Below are 15,003 nucleotides of genomic sequence, written 5' to 3'. Positions count from 1 at the left end.
CGGCGCCCCGCCCGGGGGCGCCGCCGCCCTTCGGAATTTTGAGTGTTTTAGGCCTCCAGCGCTTACCCAGCCTGCGCAAGCAGCTCTTGTTTTGATAGCTTTGCGGTTTCCATGAACGTCCCTGAGCGCCCTGCCCTCGACTCCATAGATACGCTGATCCATGCCTTGCAGCGCGAGGGCTACTTTGCCGACCGGCGCCTGGCCACGGCCGTGTTCCTGGCGCTGAGGCTGCAGCGCCCCCTGCTGCTGGAGGGCGAGCCGGGCGTGGGCAAGACCGAGCTGGCCAAGGCCCTGGCGCGCGTGCTGGGCCGCAGCCTGCTGCGCCTGCAATGCTTCGACGGCCTGGAGCAGCGCGAGGCCTTGTACGAATGGAACTACGCCGCGCAGCTCCTGCACCTGCGCGCCGCCGAAGGCACGGCCCCGGCCAGCACGCTGGAGCAGGATGTCTACCACCCGCGCTACCTCGTGCGCCGCCCGCTGCTGCAGGCGCTGGAGGCGCCCGCCCCGGGCGCCCTGCTGCTCATCGACGAGGTGGACCGCGCCGACGAGCCCTTCGAGGCCTTTCTGCTCGAATACCTGGGCGAATACCAGGTCAGCATCCCCGAGCTGGGCACCATCCGTGCCAGCGTGCCGCCCGTCACGCTGCTCACCAGCAACCGCACGCGCGACCTGAGCGACGCCATCAAGCGCCGCTGCCTCTACCACTGGCTGGACTACCCCGAGCGCGAGCGCGAGCTGGCCATCGTGCACGCCCTGGTGCCCGAAGCGCCGCAGCAACTGGCCGCGCAGGTCACAGCCTTTGTGCAGCAACTGCGCAGCACCCCGTATGGCGGATCCTTCCAGCGCGCCCCCGGCATTGCCGAGACGGTGGAATGGGCGCGCGCGCTCGTCGCCCTCGATACCGTGCAGCTCGACCCCGAGGTCGTGGTGGACACCGCCGGCATCCTGTTCAAGCAGCGCGACGACCTCGCCGCCCTGGACGGGCGCCTGGCCGCCCAGGTGCTGCAGGCCGCCCAGGCTGCTGCCTGAAAGCGCGCCCATGCTGCCCCCCAGCGCCCCCTTGCAAGCCGCGCCGCAGCGCGTGCCCCAGTTGGGCGATGCGCGCAGCGGCAAGCTGGCGGGCAACCTGGCCGCCTTTGGCCGGGCCCTGCGCCGCGCCGGCGTGCCGGTGGATGCCGCCCGCCTGGCCCTGGCGCCGCAGGCCCTGGGCTGCGTGGACCTGGGGCGCCGGGACGACGTGAGCGCCGCGCTGGAGGCCGTGCTCGTGAGCCGCGCGCAGGACCGCGCCGTGTTCCGCGAGCTGTTCGACGCCTTCTTCCGCGACCCGGAGCTGGCGCGCAAGCTGCTGGCCCAGATGCTGCCGCGCGCACCCGGGGCCGCACCCGCGCCGCGCCAGCGCCCGCGCGTGCGCGAAGCCCTGGCTCCGCCCCGATCGCCCACCCCGGGGCAGGCCGGCGCCGAGCAGGCCATGGAGCTGGACGCAGCCATGACGGCCAGCGCCCGGGAGCGCCTGCGCACGGCGGACTTCAACCAGTTGAGCGCCAGCGAATACCGGCTCGTCGAGCGCCTGGTGCGCGACATCCCGCTGCCCCTGCCCACCGTGCCCGGGCGGCGCACGCGCGCGGGCAGCCGGGGCGCACGCATCCACTGGGCGCACACCCTGCACGCGGCCGCGCGCCGCGGCGGCGACGTGGTGGCCCTCGAGCGCCTGCAGCGGCGCCGCCAAAGCCTGCCGCTGCTGGTGCTGGTGGACGTGTCGGGCTCCATGGAGCGCTATGCACGCCTGCTGCTCGCCTTTGTGCACGCCGCCACGGCCCATGTGCAGGTGAACGGGCTGCGCCTGGCGCTGCGGCGCGACGTGTTCGCCTTCGGCACGCACCTGACCGACCTGGGCCCGGCCTTTGCCCTGGCCGACACCGACGCCATGCTGCGCTCGGCCTCGCAGCGCATCGCCGACTTCGCCGGCGGCACGCGCCTGGGCAGCAGCCTGGAGCAGCTGCGCCAGCAGTACGCGCGCCGCCTCGTGGGGCGGCGCACGCTGGCGCTGATCGTGACCGACGGCCTGGACACCGGCGAGCCCGCGGCCCTGGCCCACGAGCTCGCCTGGCTCAAACGCCACACGCGCCGCCTGCTGTGGCTCAACCCGCTGCTGCGCTTCGAGGGCTACACGCCGAGCGCACGCGGCGCGGCCGTGCTGCACCGCATGGCCGACGGCATGCTCGCCGTGCACAACCTCAGCCGCCTGGAGGAGCTGGCGGGCGCCATCGCCGCGCTCTTGAAGACCACAAGGAGATAGACACCATGGAAATGCAAGGCTCGCGCCTTCTCGCCGTCTCGCAGCAACAGGCCTGGGACGCCCTGAACGACCCCGAAGTGCTCAAGGCCTGCATCCCCGGCTGCGACAGCATCGAAGCCACCGGCGACCACAGCTATGCCCTGGTCAACGCCATCAAGGTCGGCCCCGTGGCGGCCAAGTTCAAGGGCGCCATCGAGCTGGCCGAGGTCAACGCCCCGCACAGCTACACCCTGCACTTCGAGGGCAACGGTGGCGTGGCCGGTTTCGGCAAGGGCAGCGCGCAGGTGGCCCTCACCCCCGGGGAGACGGGCTGCACCCTGGCCTACACGGTGCACGCCACCGTGGGCGGCAAGATCGCGCAGGTGGGCCAGCGCCTGATCGACGGCGTGGCCAAGTCCATGGCCGAGAGCTTTTTCCAGCGCTTCGACGAGGAAATGCAGCGCCGCCACCCGGCGCCCGCCACAGAGGAGGCGCCAGGCGCCGCCGCGGCCCCGCCTGCCCCGGCCGGCGGCATTCCCGTCTGGCTGTGGGTGGCGCTGGCCATACTCGCCGCACTCGCGGCAGTCTGGGCACTGCGCTGAACCGCGGAGGCAGGTCACCATGGAAAACCTCGACGTCACCGTACTGCGCGCCCTGCGCGACTGGCGCCTGGCGGGGCGCCAAGCCGTGCTCGCCACCGTGGTGCGCACCTGGGGCTCCTCGCCCCGGCCGGTGGGCTCCATCATGGCGCTGCGGGACGACGGCGCCGTCGTCGGCTCGGTCTCGGGCGGCTGCATCGAAGACGACCTGATTGCGCGCTACACCCAGCCCGGCGCCGCCGACGCCCTGCCCCACGGCGGTCCCCCGCAATTCGCCAAGTACGGCGTCACCGCGGACGAGGCGCACCGCTTCGGACTGCCCTGCGGCGGCACACTGGAGGTGCTGCTGGAATTCAACCCCGACGCCGCCAGCCTGCAGGCGCTGGTGCAGGCCCTGGACGCGGGCCGCCTGATGCACCGGCGCGTGCTGCTCGCCGACGGCAGCGTGCAGCTCAAGCCGGCAGCCGCGCCGGCCGAGCTGATCCTCGATGACCAGGCGCTCATCAACACCTTCGGCCCCGAATACCGCATGCTCATCATCGGCGCCGGGCAGATGAGCGAATACCTCGCCACCATGGCGCTGTTCTCGGGCTTTGCCGTCACCGTATGCGACCCGCGCGAGGAATACCGCAGCAGCTGGAGCGTGCCGGGCGCACAGGTGGCCGCCACCATGCCCGACGACACCGTGGCCCTGTTCCGCCCGGACGCGCGCACCTGCGTCATCGCCCTCACGCACGACCCCAAGCTCGACGACCTGGCCCTGCTGCAGGCGCTAGAGACCCCGGCCTTCTACATCGGCGCCATCGGCAGCCGGCGCAACAACGAGGCCCGGCGCCAGCGCATGATCGAACACCTGGGCCAGACCGAGCACAGCCTGGCGCGCCTGCGCGGCCCCATCGGCATCTACATCGGCAGCAAGACGCCGCCGGAGATTGCCGTGAGCATCATGGCCGAAGTGCTGGCCGTGAAGAACGGCGTCACCCTGCCGCGCGACCTGGACGTGGCCCACGTGAAGGACCAGCAGGGGCTGGCCTCGCCCGGCTCGGCCTGCCAGGTGCGCCCATGAGCACAGCGCCGCCCGCGCCCGCCGTGGGCGCGGTGCTCATGGCGGCCGGTGCGGGCCGCCGCCTGGGCGGCGTGCCCAAGGCGCTGCTGCGGCGCGACGGCGAAACCCTGCTGCTGCGGCAGATCCGCCTGCTGCAACTCGCGGGCACAGGCCCCATCGCCGTGGTGCTGGGCCACCATGCGGCGCAGCTCGCCGCCGTGCTGCAGCAGCAGCGCAGCGTGGGCGCCCTGGCGCAGGTGGGCTGGGTCACCAACCCCGCGCCCGACGATGGCCCGGCCGCCTCCCTGCGCTGCGGCCTGGCGGCGCTGCCACCCGGCCTGGAGACGCTGCTCGTGGCCCTGGCGGACCAGCCCCTGCTCGAAGACGGCGACATCCAGGCCGTGCTCGAGGCCTGGCGCACGCGTCCCCCCGGCACGGCGCTGGTCGTGCCCCAGCACGATGGCCAGCCCGGCCACCCGATTGCCTTCGGGCCGCAGCTGCGCAGCGCCATTCTGCAGGCACCTGCCGGCCAGGGCGTGCGCGAGTGGCGCAGCAGCCACCCGCAGCAGGTGCACGCCCTGCCCGCCACGCACGCGCGCTACACCACCGACGTGGACACGCCCGAGGACCTGCAGCGCCTGCGCAGCGCGTGCGGGGTGCGCCTGGAGCTGCCTGTATCGATCCATAGGATTCTGCACAGCTCAGGCGGCTGAAACATCGGTCTCGGCAGGGCATGCCCAGCGCCTGGCGCCCGTGCCGGCAGAGAACCAGACCTTATTGGTGCGAGACTCGCTCGCGCGATGAAGATGGCCTGCCATTCTGGCAACATGCCTCGCGCGGCCAAGCCAGCGGCATCACCGTCCAGAGTCATCCAAACCATCGCTGGCGACGCTTGCTGCATCTGCCTCAGCGGCCAAAACGATTCGACGTTCTTGCCATTGAGAACACACCACCACGGTCACCGCCCCCATGGCTCCCCATGCAATGCCACGTGAAATCGTACGCCTGCAAGAACACCAGCCAAGGGCTTGGCACCGGTACGGGGGAGTGCGTTTGGGCGCGGACAAGGACTTTCCGGCGCCGAACGTGCCGCAGGGGTGGTTGTGCTGAGTGAACGGTGCATCGAAAGCTACTGAATTGATAGCTTCTAGCGCTTGCCAGGCAAGCGACAGTGGAATATTTGACACGGAACTTCAAAGAGCACTCCATGCCGATCCCTGCTGACGAGAACTACGACGACAACCCTGGTTTTAGCGCCCTCAATACCAATGTCTTCACGCTTGATGGCATCAAGTACACCATCACGGGCAGCCACACTTACTCGCCGGTCACTTCGAATTCCGGCTCCACTCCACTGGGAAATGGGGGCTCAGACTGGTTCCTGTTTTGCGACGAGGGTCCAAGGGGCGGTATCAGCAGTGTTCGCATTGAAGCAGCCGATGGCAGTGTCTTCACCCTCGCCGGACTGAGCTTCGGTGCCATCGCCTACAGTGCCTCATCCCTTAGCAACGTCGCGATCACGCCCTACAACGGAGCCATGGCCGGGACGGGCATCTCTTATGGCTTGAATACCGGCAGCTACACAACCTACCAAAACATCGATTTTTCCGCCAACACCCACTTCCAGAACATCACCCACTTCACCATATCGGGTGAAGATCTGGGACTGGACCTGGACGATCTGAACTTCGAACCTCGCAGGCCCACCATCATCCATGCGGCCTACGACGCCAGCAGCGGCGTGTTGTCCGTCACCGGGGCCGGCATGGCTGCGGGCGACAGCATCGACAGCAGCAAGCTGACGCTCACGGGGCAGTCGGGTGGCAGCTACACCCTCAGCTCCGGCACCACCACCGCCAGCAGTGCCACGGCTTTCTCCATCACGCTCAATGCAGCGGACAGGCTGGCCGTCAACGGCCTGCTGAACAAGAACGGCACCAGCGCCGTTGGAGGCACCCCCTTCAACCTGGCTGCGGCGGCGAACTGGAACTCGACCGTGAGTGCGCCCGCCGACCTGACCGACAACGGCGTCACGGTGAGCAACGTCAGCGCGCCCACCATCACCTCCGCCACCTATGACGCCTACACCCATGTGCTGACCGTCACCGGCAGCAATCTGGTGGGCACGGTCGGGGCCAACAATGACATCAGCGTCTCCAAGCTCACGCTCACGGGCGAAGGCGCAAGCATTTACACGCTGACTTCATCCGACGTCGAGGTGAGCAACGCCACCTCCTTCTCCATCACGCTCAACGCCACGGATCGTGCCCAAGTCGAGCAAATGCTCAATCGCAATGGCGCCAGTTCGACCAGTGGCACCAGCTACAACATCGCGGCAGCGGATGACTGGAACAGCGTGATTACCGGCAGCGATATTTCAGACAGCGCCAATCCGGTCACCGTCTCGAACGTTCCGGTGCCCACCATCGCCTCTGCCACCTACGACGCCAGCACCGGCACACTGGTGGTCACGGGTGCGGGATTCTCCCAACTGGCCGGCGCCAGCAACGACATCGTGGCCAGCAGGTTCACCTTCACCGGGGAAGGCAGCACCTATACGCTGACCGACACGCCCAATGTGGACATCACGTCAGGTACGTCGTTCACGCTCGCGCTGAGCGCGACCGACCGGGCCGCCATCCGCCAGATCGCCAACAAGAACGGTACCAGCTCCACGGGCGGCACCCCCTACAACCTGGCCGCCGCCGAAGATTGGGCCGCCGGTGCCGATGCGGCCATCGTCGTGGCCGATTTGACCGGCAATGGCATCACAGTGAGCAACGCCAACCAGGCCCCAGTGATCTCCAACCTCAATGGCGACAGCGTGGCCTGGGCCGGCGTCGGCAATTCGGTGACGCTGGATGCAGGCGCCAACGCCCTGCTGGCCGACGCGGACCTGGGCGCACTCAACGGCGGCAATGGCGACTGGAGCGGCGCCAGCCTGACAGTGCAGCGCGCGGGCACGGCCGTGTCTTCCGATGTGCTGGGGTTCCATACCGCAGGCGCCTTGTTCACGGTGAGCGGCGCCAATCTGCAATCGGGCGGGCAGACTTTTGCCACCTACACCTACACCGGCGGTGTTTTGGCCATCAGCTTTAACAGCAGCGGTACGGCGGCCACTAACGCACTGGTCAACGACGTGGCGCAGCGCATCACCTACCGCAGCGACACCCCTGCCGGCGATGCCACCCTGCGCTACGCGCTGAGCGATGGCACGGCCAGCACCACGGCGGATGTGACGGTGGCCAGCGACGTCATCTACGTCACCAACGCCACGGACACGGCCACCATCGACCGCAGCAATGGCGTGAGCCTGAGCGAGGCCATTGCCATCGCCGCCGCCGATACCACCGGCAGCCAGACCATCGTGATCGACTCCAGTCTGGCGGGCCAGACGCTGACGCTGGCGGGCAACGTAGCGATCAACGAAAACCTGACGCTGGACCTGAGCGCCGCCAACGGCGTGACGCTGACCGGCGGCACGCTGACCCTGGGCGCGGGCGCCACACTCACCGTGCTCAATGGCGCAGGGAGCGCCGCCACCATCGCAACCCCGCTGTCCGGCACGGGTGCGCTGGCCAAGGCGGGCGCCGGCACACTGACGCTGTCGGGCAGCAACGGGGGCCACAGCGGCAGCGTCACCGTCGAGGCCGGCGCGCTGCAGACCAGCGGCGGCGCCGCCCTGGGGGACAGCAGCGCCGTCACCGTCCAGGCCGGGGCTGCGCTGACGGTGGGGGCTGCCGAAACCATCGGCGCGCTGGCGGGAGCGGGGGCGGTGGTGCTCGGCGCCACCCTGACAACGGGCGGCGCGCACATCAGCACGGAATTTTCCGGGGAGATCTCGGGCAGCGGGGGGCTGCACAAGACCGGCTCGGGCACCCTGACCCTGTCGGGCAGCAACAGCTACGCAGGCTTCACCACGCTGGAGGGTGGCACGCTGCGCATTGCCAGCGACGGCAACCTGGGCCAGGACACCGTTGTTTTCAGCGGGGGTGGGGGAACGCTGGCGGTGACGGGCGCAACCACCATCGACAACGCCATGAGCCTGTTGTCCAGCAACAGCATCGTGGATACAGCGGCCAACGTCACCTTCAGCGGCATGCTCAATGGCGGCGGCACACTGACCAAGACGGGGGCGGGCACGCTGACTTTGTCGGGCAGCAACGCGCTTTTCACCGGCGGAACCTGGGTCTACGAGGGCACCCTGGGCGTGGCAACCGGCAGTGGCCTGGGCATAGGCACGGTGAACCTGTTCAGTGGCACGACGCTGGAAACCACGGGCGCCACCACCGTCAGCAATGCCATCGTGCTGGGAGGCAACGCAGGCATACGGACCCTGGCAGACACCACGCTATCGGGAGCGGTCACCGGCGTCGCCAATCTCGATATCTTCGGGCCGGGTGCGCTGACCCTCCTGCATCCCGGCAACAACGTCAATGCAGCCTACCTGCACAACGGCAGCACCCTGCTCGTCCACGGCGCGCTGACCGCCAACAATGTCCAGGCATTTGGTGGTGCCACTTTGGGCGGCAGCGGCAGCATCGGTGGCGGTACCGTCAGCGTGTTCAGCGGCGGCACCCTGTCGCCCGGCAGCGGCACAGGCACGGGCGTACTGACCATCAACGGCAATCTGGAAATGCTGTCCGGAACGCTGGCTGTGCAGATCAATGGCGCCACCGCGGGAGCGGGGTACGACCAAGTGGTGGTCCAGGGGACGGCCAATGTCAACGGCACCACGCTGGCGGTGGTCCACGGCTACACCCCGGCCAGTGGCGACACCTACACGCTGATCGTGAATGACGCCTCCGACGCGGTAGCCGGCACCTTCAGCGGCCTGGCAGAAGGCGCAGCCAGCACAGCAGGTGGCAATGGCACGGTGCTGACGGCCAGCTATGTAGGAGGCACGGGCAATGACTTTACGCTGCAGGCTCCCACCAATGTCGCGCCCGTCGCCACCCCCAGCGGCGGCAGCACGGCCTTTACCGAGGGAGCCAACGTCGCCAGCACGCCGGTAGTGATCGACAGCGGACTCACCGTGGCCGACGCAGACAGCGCCACCCTGGCCAGCGCCACCGTTGCCATCACCGGCAACTTCCGCAGTGGCGAGGATGTGCTGGCATTCAGCAACGACGGCGCCACCATGGGCAACATCAGCGCCCACTACGACAGTGGCACGGGCGTGCTGGCGTTGATCTCTGCCGGCGCCAGCGCCACCCTAGCGCAATGGCAGGCGGCCTTGCGCGCCGTCACGTACACCAACAACTCGGAGACCCCGGACACCGCCAACCGCACCATCAGCTTTGTGGTGCACGATGGCACGAACAGCAGCAGCGCGGCACACAAGGCCATCGCAGTGACTGCGGTCAACGATGCACCCACTGTGGCCAATGCGGTGCCCAATCAGAACGCGACGGAAGACGCCGCTTTCAGCTTCCAGTTCGCCGCCAACACCTTTGCCGACGCAGATGTGGGCGACACACTGGCCTACAGCGCCCAGCTGACCGGCGGCGGCGCACTGCCGGCCTGGCTCAGCTTTGACGCAGCCACCCGCACCTTCAGCGGCACACCGGCCAATGGCGATGTGGGCACGCTTTCCATCGACGTAACCGCCAGCGACGGCCACGGCGGCACGGTGACGGACTCCTTCAGCATTGTGGTCGCCAACACCAACGACGCACCTACGGTCGCCAACGCCATCCCGGATGGCAGCGCCACGCAAGGTGCAGCCTTCCACTTCCAGTTCGCCGCCAACACCTTTGCCGACGTGGATGTGGGCGACACGCTGAGCTACAGCGCGCAGCTCGCCGGGGGGGGTGCGCTACCCGCCTGGCTGAACTTCAGTCCCATCACCCGCACCTTCAGCGGCACACCGACCAATGGCGATGTGCGCACGCTTTCCATCGACGTGATCGCGAGCGACGGCCACGGCGGTACGGTGACAAATACCTTCAATCTCGTGGTCACGGTCGTACCCACCGTAGAACCAACGCCAGATCCCAGCCCAGACCCCAGCCCGGCGCCTTCGACGCCGATTGACGGTATGCTGGTAGTCACCACGCCGGGCGACGGGGGCACCCGCATCATCACCATCCCGGTGGTGCAAGCCACGCGGCAAGACAACCCTGCCAGCCCCAACGCCGATCTGGCCGATATTCCCCTGGTGACCGCGCCCGATGGCCGCCCGATCGTGCTGGTCAGCGTGCCCGTGGGCGTGGGCCTCCAGGCACAAGGCCTGCCCAGTCCCGTCAGCGGCAACGCCGCAGCGACCGAGCTGGGCTTGCGCATTGATCGCATCGCCGGGGGCAGTACCGATCTGACCCACAACGGCCAGACATTCCTGGCCACCCTGGACCCGTCGGAGCCGCTGACGGTACACACCATCACCGCCACGGCCGGCCCGGGCTTCAATCCCGACGTTCCCTTCGTGATCAGCGGCAGCACGGCCCCGGCAGACGGCAGACAGGCGGTTCTGGTGGATGCGCGTGCCCTGCCCAGCGGCTCGCTGATCCAGGTGGACCACATTGACTTCGTCGCCATCGTGGGGGCCGTGCGCATCATCGGCGGCGCGGGGCAGAATGCCGCCAGCGGTGATGGCAGCGCCCAGTGGATCGTGCTGGGCGCAGACGACGACATCCTCCATGGCGGCGGCGGCAACGATGTGGTCGCCAGCAAGGGCGGCAACGACCGCCTCTACGGTGACGAAGGCGACGACCTGGTCGTCGGCGGCGTGGGCGACGACCACCTCGAAGGGGGCACAGGCAACGACGTGCTGCAGGGGGGCATGAGTGATGCGGGCGCCTGGAGCTTCGCCCTGAACGCCGATGGCAGCCTGTCCATGGGCTACAGCGCCAGCCAGCGCCTGCTGACCGATACGCACAGCGTCGCGCTCTCCGGGCACTGGAGCGGCGGTGGCGTCCTGGATGAACGCATTGCGCTGGTGTACCAGGACTACCACCTGCTGGAGACCATCAGCCTGGTGTTCCGGGGCCTGACGGGAGAGCTGCCCTCTCTGCAGACCATGAACATCCTGTCGAGCCAAGGCTGGAGCCAGGCCCAACTGCTGCAGGCGGCCTGGAACTGGTACGAAAGCACCCTGCCGGCAGGGGCCAGCGCACAGGACAAAATGCAAGCGCTGATCGGCCAGACCTGGGGGCCTGGGTACGCCAGCGCGCAGAACATCCAGATCGGCCTGGACTACCTGGCCCAGGGCGGCACCTGGGCCGGGGCGCTGAACGTTCTGGTCCACGCCGAACCCGTGCGCCAGCGCATCACGCACGAAGGCCAGCTGCAGCTGGTGCAGCCGAGCGCCCTGGGCGAAATGGGCTGGGGCGCGGACAGCGGCAACGACACTTTGCTGGGCGGCGCGGGCAATGACGTGCTGATCGGGGGCGGCGGCAACGACATCCTGGACGGCGGCGCGGGCACCGATTTGGCCGCGTTCTTTGGCGCCTTGCCCTACTTCAGCGTGCAGGCGCGGGCCCGTACCGCCAGTGGGGCAGCGCCAGGCCAGCAAGAGCTCGTGCTGCGCAATGCCCTCTCGGGCGAAGAAGACATCCTGCGCGATGTGGAGCTGCTGCAACTGGGCGGGCAGGTGTACCGGATCGAATGGGATGGACTGCAAGCACAGGACACCTTCCAGCCGCTGGCGGAGCATGTGCAGTTGGTCAGCGCCGAGGAACTGGTGCTGGTGGGGTTGCCGGGGTTCTAGAGGGGGAGCGTTCGCCCCCAGACGCCGTGAGCATGGAAGACACCGCGCGCAGTCGCTTGCGCGCGTTTGTGAAGAGCAGAAGTTTGCGGAACCCTGAACGCAAGAAACCCAGGAAGAAAAAAACCCCTTTTGAAGGGGTTTTTCAATTCTGCGCACTGCTCACGGCATGGCGGTCCGCTGACCCATAGGGTCCTGGAACCTGCATGCATTCCGTGTATGTGGCGAGGGAGTCATTCATAAAATAACCTGCAGCCCGCATCAATGCTGGCCTTCGCTTTTCTGCTTTCCAAAAGTGCCCCCAAAAGTGCCCCCACTGCTGGCTGGCGTACCCATGAAAAAATGCCCCGGCGCATTGCCGGGGCGGGGTTGACACCTTCGCAGCCGTCGCCGACGTCCCTAGATGCCAGGCCGGATCAATCAGCCGCTCGATCCTGCAGGGTGCTGCGCCATGGGTAGTGCAGTTGTTCGCCCGGCTATGGCGCCGCTGTCTCGCCGGGTGGGTGCATGGGGTGTTTCTGGAGTCCATTCGCCAGACTGCAGAAGGGTTTGAGCAATGCTGCACACGTCGCGCCAGTGGGCGCTCAGTGCGTGCATGGCCTGCAGTTGGGCGTATGCGTGCCCCGCAACGGTGCGAACACCGAAGCCAGGCGCGAGCATCAGTTCAGCGCGCTCATGGTCGCTCTGCAGCGGGCGGGCTACAGGGCCGCGCCAGGGCAGGCCTGCATGCAGCAACTCGGCAGCCAGCCCAGCATGGAACAGGCCTGCGGCGGTCGCCCGAATCTCGCCCGCTGCATCTTCGGGCTGCACCGTTGCCGAGAAGTCGAGGGCGACGGTGTAGCAGTTGCCGCCGCCCTCGCGCAGCTCTACACGGCGCATGCCAATGCCGATCCAGTGCGCGTAGACGGCGTGGCCCGCCTCATGCCAGGCAATAGCCTGCATGTCGGCGGGGCCACCGCCCCAGGGGCAGGGCTGCCACGCCCACACGCGGCGCAGGTCGGAGGGGTCAGGCGCGCGGTGTATGTTCACTGGTGGCACCGGCGACAAATCCGTCTATTTCCGCGATCACGCCAGCGCACCACCTGGCAATGTGCGCCTGCTGCTGAGCAGCGGATGAATGCCCGGCTGCGTTGCGCTCGCGTGCATTGGCCTCGGCGGCCTGCATCTGCTGCACCAGGTCGGCCCGGAAGCCCTCCAGGGTGGGGGATTTGTTTCCGAATAGCGTCATCATGTCCACCTCCGATCAAACGCCACCGCGCACCACGCCAGCACGGCGCAGCCAGGTGCAACCCAGGTCGGCAGTAATGCGAATGGGCAGTGCATCGGCCTCGAACATATAGCCCAACTGTTCCACGCGGACAGGGGATCGGCTGCCATTCAACTGCAGCAGGCCAATGACAGGGCACACGTCCGGCGCTGTCAGCAGGTACCAGCGGCCACCAGGCAAACCGGCCAGGGCCAAGACGTCGATCTGCATTCCAGACTCGTGCACCAGGCTGCGCGCCGCAAACTCCAGCCCAGGCGCCACGACGAGATAACGCGCGCTCAGGCCCGCAGGCTGCCCGCTCGCGGTAGGCTGCGTGCGCAGCAGAGCGATAGCGGCGCCCAGCGCCGAAGCGTCCAGGGCGGCGGCGTGCACGTTCATGAACTTGGCATCGAACATGGGTTGCCCGTCGCTCAAGTTGGCGCTGGCCTCCATGGTTTTGGCCAGCATGGCGGCTTCTTGCCGCGCCGCCGTGGCAGCAACGTTTTTCAGGCTGGAGAGCGCAAAAGACAGGTCACCATTGATGACCAATTGACGAGACACCGCAACCACGCGCCCGTAAGTGCACAGCGCCACAGAATCAGGCCCTGCGGCGTTCGGCTGCAGCACGGTGGCGGAGATGCGCTGCAGCTCCTGCAGCGGCTCCAGCGGGCCGGTATCACCCTCCAGCGCGCGAATGGGCTCCGGGCGGAACGAGTGCACGGGCACGATGCTGCAAAAGGCCCGGTGCTCTGCAGCCCGGTCGAACGTGGCCACGGTTGCGGGCGCTGCGCCTTGCGCCAGCAACGCGCCAAAGTCGCCACTGGCCAGGCCACGGGCAAAGGCATGCTGCGGGTTTTCGTTCTCGTGCAGGAGTCGCTGTCCGATCAGGGCGGCGGCATTGCGCAGGCTCATTGAGGATGCAAGCGGGTGCATGGACTTGGGCGGCTCGCCATAGGCGGCGGCCACGACGTCGGCAACGGCTGCCAGTTGCTCGCGGCGCTGGTTTGGGGTGATGGTGTTCATGATGGTGACGCCATGGGGTTGATATGGCGCCATCATGCGGTTTGGTGACTGCTGGCGCCACCGTCAAAGTTTCAGCAGCTCATACAGGCGGCGCTGCGTGCGCGGCACACCAACCCCGCTGAGGAATGCTGCGCACAGAGCCTCATCCGCAGGGCTCAGCGCAACCGGAATTCCAGCTTGAATGCGCTGCCATGTCGTGGCACGAAAGCGCGCTATCGCCCGCGCGAGGCGCTGCGCAAGCAGCCACGCTGTAGGCCCGTCGCCAGCCAGGCAATGAGCAGCATCGCGCAGCGCGGCGTCCCTTGCGCGAATGGCTGCATTGCGCTCGCGGCGCCGGGTGGCCTCGGGGTCGGTGGTGCGCGCCAGAAGTGCGGCCCGGGCATCTTGGGGCGCCACGGGCTGGCCTGCGGCGGCCTGCAGGACGATTTCAAACGGGCTCATGCGGTGCATCCTCGTCGGTCATGGCGTCCACGCTATCGGCCACAAGCGTGGACGTGGCGCGTATCCACTCATTGCGGGCGCTGGCAATCACTCGCTGTATCACGTCCTTCGCCTCGTCGGGCAGGTCGGGGCAGGCTTTTCGCATGGCGCCTTCGAGTTGGTCGAAGCGATCCACCACAGCGCTACTGGCCATGCCCAGCACATCGGACAGCAGGCCAATGGGTGCGTACTCGCGCCGGGCCACGGCGTTCTTGATGGCCTGCCCTTCGCGCTGCTCACGAGCAAGGGCAGCACGCTCTTGAACCAGGTCCAGGCCCATGGTGTCGCCCAGGCGCCCGGCTGCCTGGTCGCGAAGGCGGGCGCAGTAGGCCAGCAGCAGCTCGCCCAAGGTGCCATCGGACGGAATCTTGCCCTCCGTCATCAGGTTGGAGATGGTGGGCTGGGTCACGCCTACCAGTTCAGCCAGGGCCGTCTGGGTGCCCTGCATGGATAGGTCAATCAATGGCATGCCATAGCCCCTTTATGAGCACCCCGGAACAGTCCGGAAGGGCGGCGCGAATTACCCGCACGGGACAGAGCCGGGAAGGACCCGCACAACCGCTCACGCCTACATGTCAACCAGTGTGTCAACCAGTTGGAAGGGCTGCACGCTAGCGCGCCGACGGGGCA

At 68.0% G+C, this 15,003-nt stretch carries 11 protein-coding genes; 6 read left to right on the top strand and 5 right to left on the bottom strand.

Translation table 11 applies throughout. The annotated features are described in order from the left end of the window. Window positions 1-111 precede the first annotated feature (111 nt). From CGR01S_RS15625 to CGR01S_RS16240, 6 genes are all read left to right on the top strand, one after another. Entirely contained in the window at window positions 112-1,029 is a 918-nt protein-coding gene (locus CGR01S_RS15625; protein ID WP_042429467.1) for an AAA family ATPase, read from the top strand. Between the two features lie 10 nt (window positions 1,030-1,039). Next, complete coding sequence (locus CGR01S_RS15620) at window positions 1,040-2,296, top strand: vWA domain-containing protein (RefSeq protein ID WP_042429464.1); 1,257 nt, start codon at window positions 1,040-1,042, stop codon at window positions 2,294-2,296. Between the two features lie 5 nt (window positions 2,297-2,301). Continuing rightward, window positions 2,302-2,877 (top strand): SRPBCC family protein, encoded by a 576-nt coding sequence (locus CGR01S_RS15615; RefSeq protein WP_042429462.1) that lies wholly within the window; start codon window positions 2,302-2,304, stop codon window positions 2,875-2,877. 19 nt (window positions 2,878-2,896) lie between these two features. Beyond that, a complete protein-coding gene (locus tag CGR01S_RS15610) occupies window positions 2,897-3,940 on the top strand; it encodes an XdhC family protein (RefSeq protein WP_042429460.1) in 1,044 nt (347 codons plus the stop codon). Further along, window positions 3,937-4,632: a nucleotidyltransferase family protein gene (locus CGR01S_RS15605; protein ID WP_042429457.1), complete on the top strand. Its 696-nt coding sequence runs from the start codon at window positions 3,937-3,939 to the stop codon at window positions 4,630-4,632. The genes CGR01S_RS15610 and CGR01S_RS15605 overlap by 4 nt, the downstream gene beginning before the upstream one ends. A 494-nt stretch (window positions 4,633-5,126) precedes the next feature. Continuing rightward, entirely contained in the window at window positions 5,127-11,627 is a 6,501-nt protein-coding gene (locus CGR01S_RS16240) for a putative Ig domain-containing protein (protein WP_156967597.1), read from the top strand. Window positions 11,628-12,044: 417 nt separating this feature from the next. Here CGR01S_RS16240 and CGR01S_RS15595 read toward each other — a convergent pair whose 3' ends face one another. The 5 genes from CGR01S_RS15595 to CGR01S_RS15580 form a co-directional block, all read right to left on the bottom strand. Beyond that, entirely contained in the window at window positions 12,045-12,566 is a 522-nt protein-coding gene (locus tag CGR01S_RS15595; RefSeq protein WP_042429454.1) for a hypothetical protein, read from the bottom strand. A gap of 64 nt (window positions 12,567-12,630) precedes the next feature. Beyond that, the gene (locus CGR01S_RS15590) at window positions 12,631-12,855 is read right to left on the bottom strand and encodes a hypothetical protein (protein ID WP_042429450.1); all 225 of its coding nucleotides are present in this window, start codon (window positions 12,853-12,855) and stop codon (window positions 12,631-12,633) included. 12 nt (window positions 12,856-12,867) lie between these two features. Further along, window positions 12,868-13,893 (bottom strand): phage major capsid protein, encoded by a 1,026-nt coding sequence (locus tag CGR01S_RS15585; protein ID WP_156967596.1) that lies wholly within the window; start codon window positions 13,891-13,893, stop codon window positions 12,868-12,870. A 63-nt stretch (window positions 13,894-13,956) separates the two neighbouring features. After that, a complete protein-coding gene (locus CGR01S_RS16795) occupies window positions 13,957-14,334 on the bottom strand; it encodes a hypothetical protein (RefSeq protein ID WP_156967595.1) in 378 nt (125 codons plus the stop codon). Further along, window positions 14,321-14,842, bottom strand: coding sequence for a helix-turn-helix domain-containing protein (locus CGR01S_RS15580; protein WP_042429441.1), 522 nt, complete (start codon window positions 14,840-14,842; stop codon window positions 14,321-14,323). Before CGR01S_RS15580 ends, CGR01S_RS16795 begins: the two co-directional genes overlap by 14 nt. Between the last annotated feature and the right edge of the window lie 161 nt (window positions 14,843-15,003).

Source organism: Comamonas granuli NBRC 101663, from assembly GCF_000739995.1.
Taxonomy (GTDB): Bacteria; Pseudomonadota; Gammaproteobacteria; order Burkholderiales; family Burkholderiaceae_C; genus Simplicispira; species Simplicispira granuli.
The sequence above is the reverse complement of the archived record's forward strand: the minus strand, read 5'-3'. Positions and strand labels throughout refer to the sequence as shown.

What these genes read in the sequence shown, in the direction of transcription:
- CGR01S_RS16795 (WP_156967595.1), bottom strand. Translation starts at nt 14,334, where the DNA reads ATGAGCCCGTTTGAAATCGTCCTGCAGGCCGCCGCAGGCCAGCCCGTG.
- CGR01S_RS15580 (WP_042429441.1), bottom strand. Translation starts at nt 14,842, where the DNA reads ATGCCATTGATTGACCTATCCATGCAGGGCACCCAGACGGCCCTGGCT.
- CGR01S_RS15605 (WP_042429457.1), top strand. Translation starts at nt 3,937, where the DNA reads ATGAGCACAGCGCCGCCCGCGCCCGCCGTGGGCGCGGTGCTCATGGCG.
- CGR01S_RS15590 (WP_042429450.1), bottom strand. Translation starts at nt 12,855, where the DNA reads ATGATGACGCTATTCGGAAACAAATCCCCCACCCTGGAGGGCTTCCGG.
- CGR01S_RS16240 (WP_156967597.1), top strand. Translation starts at nt 5,127, where the DNA reads ATGCCGATCCCTGCTGACGAGAACTACGACGACAACCCTGGTTTTAGC.
- CGR01S_RS15620 (WP_042429464.1), top strand. Translation starts at nt 1,040, where the DNA reads ATGCTGCCCCCCAGCGCCCCCTTGCAAGCCGCGCCGCAGCGCGTGCCC.
- CGR01S_RS15625 (WP_042429467.1), top strand. Translation starts at nt 112, where the DNA reads ATGAACGTCCCTGAGCGCCCTGCCCTCGACTCCATAGATACGCTGATC.
- CGR01S_RS15610 (WP_042429460.1), top strand. Translation starts at nt 2,897, where the DNA reads ATGGAAAACCTCGACGTCACCGTACTGCGCGCCCTGCGCGACTGGCGC.
- CGR01S_RS15585 (WP_156967596.1), bottom strand. Translation starts at nt 13,893, where the DNA reads ATGAACACCATCACCCCAAACCAGCGCCGCGAGCAACTGGCAGCCGTT.
- CGR01S_RS15615 (WP_042429462.1), top strand. Translation starts at nt 2,302, where the DNA reads ATGGAAATGCAAGGCTCGCGCCTTCTCGCCGTCTCGCAGCAACAGGCC.
- CGR01S_RS15595 (WP_042429454.1), bottom strand. Translation starts at nt 12,566, where the DNA reads ATGCAGGCTATTGCCTGGCATGAGGCGGGCCACGCCGTCTACGCGCAC.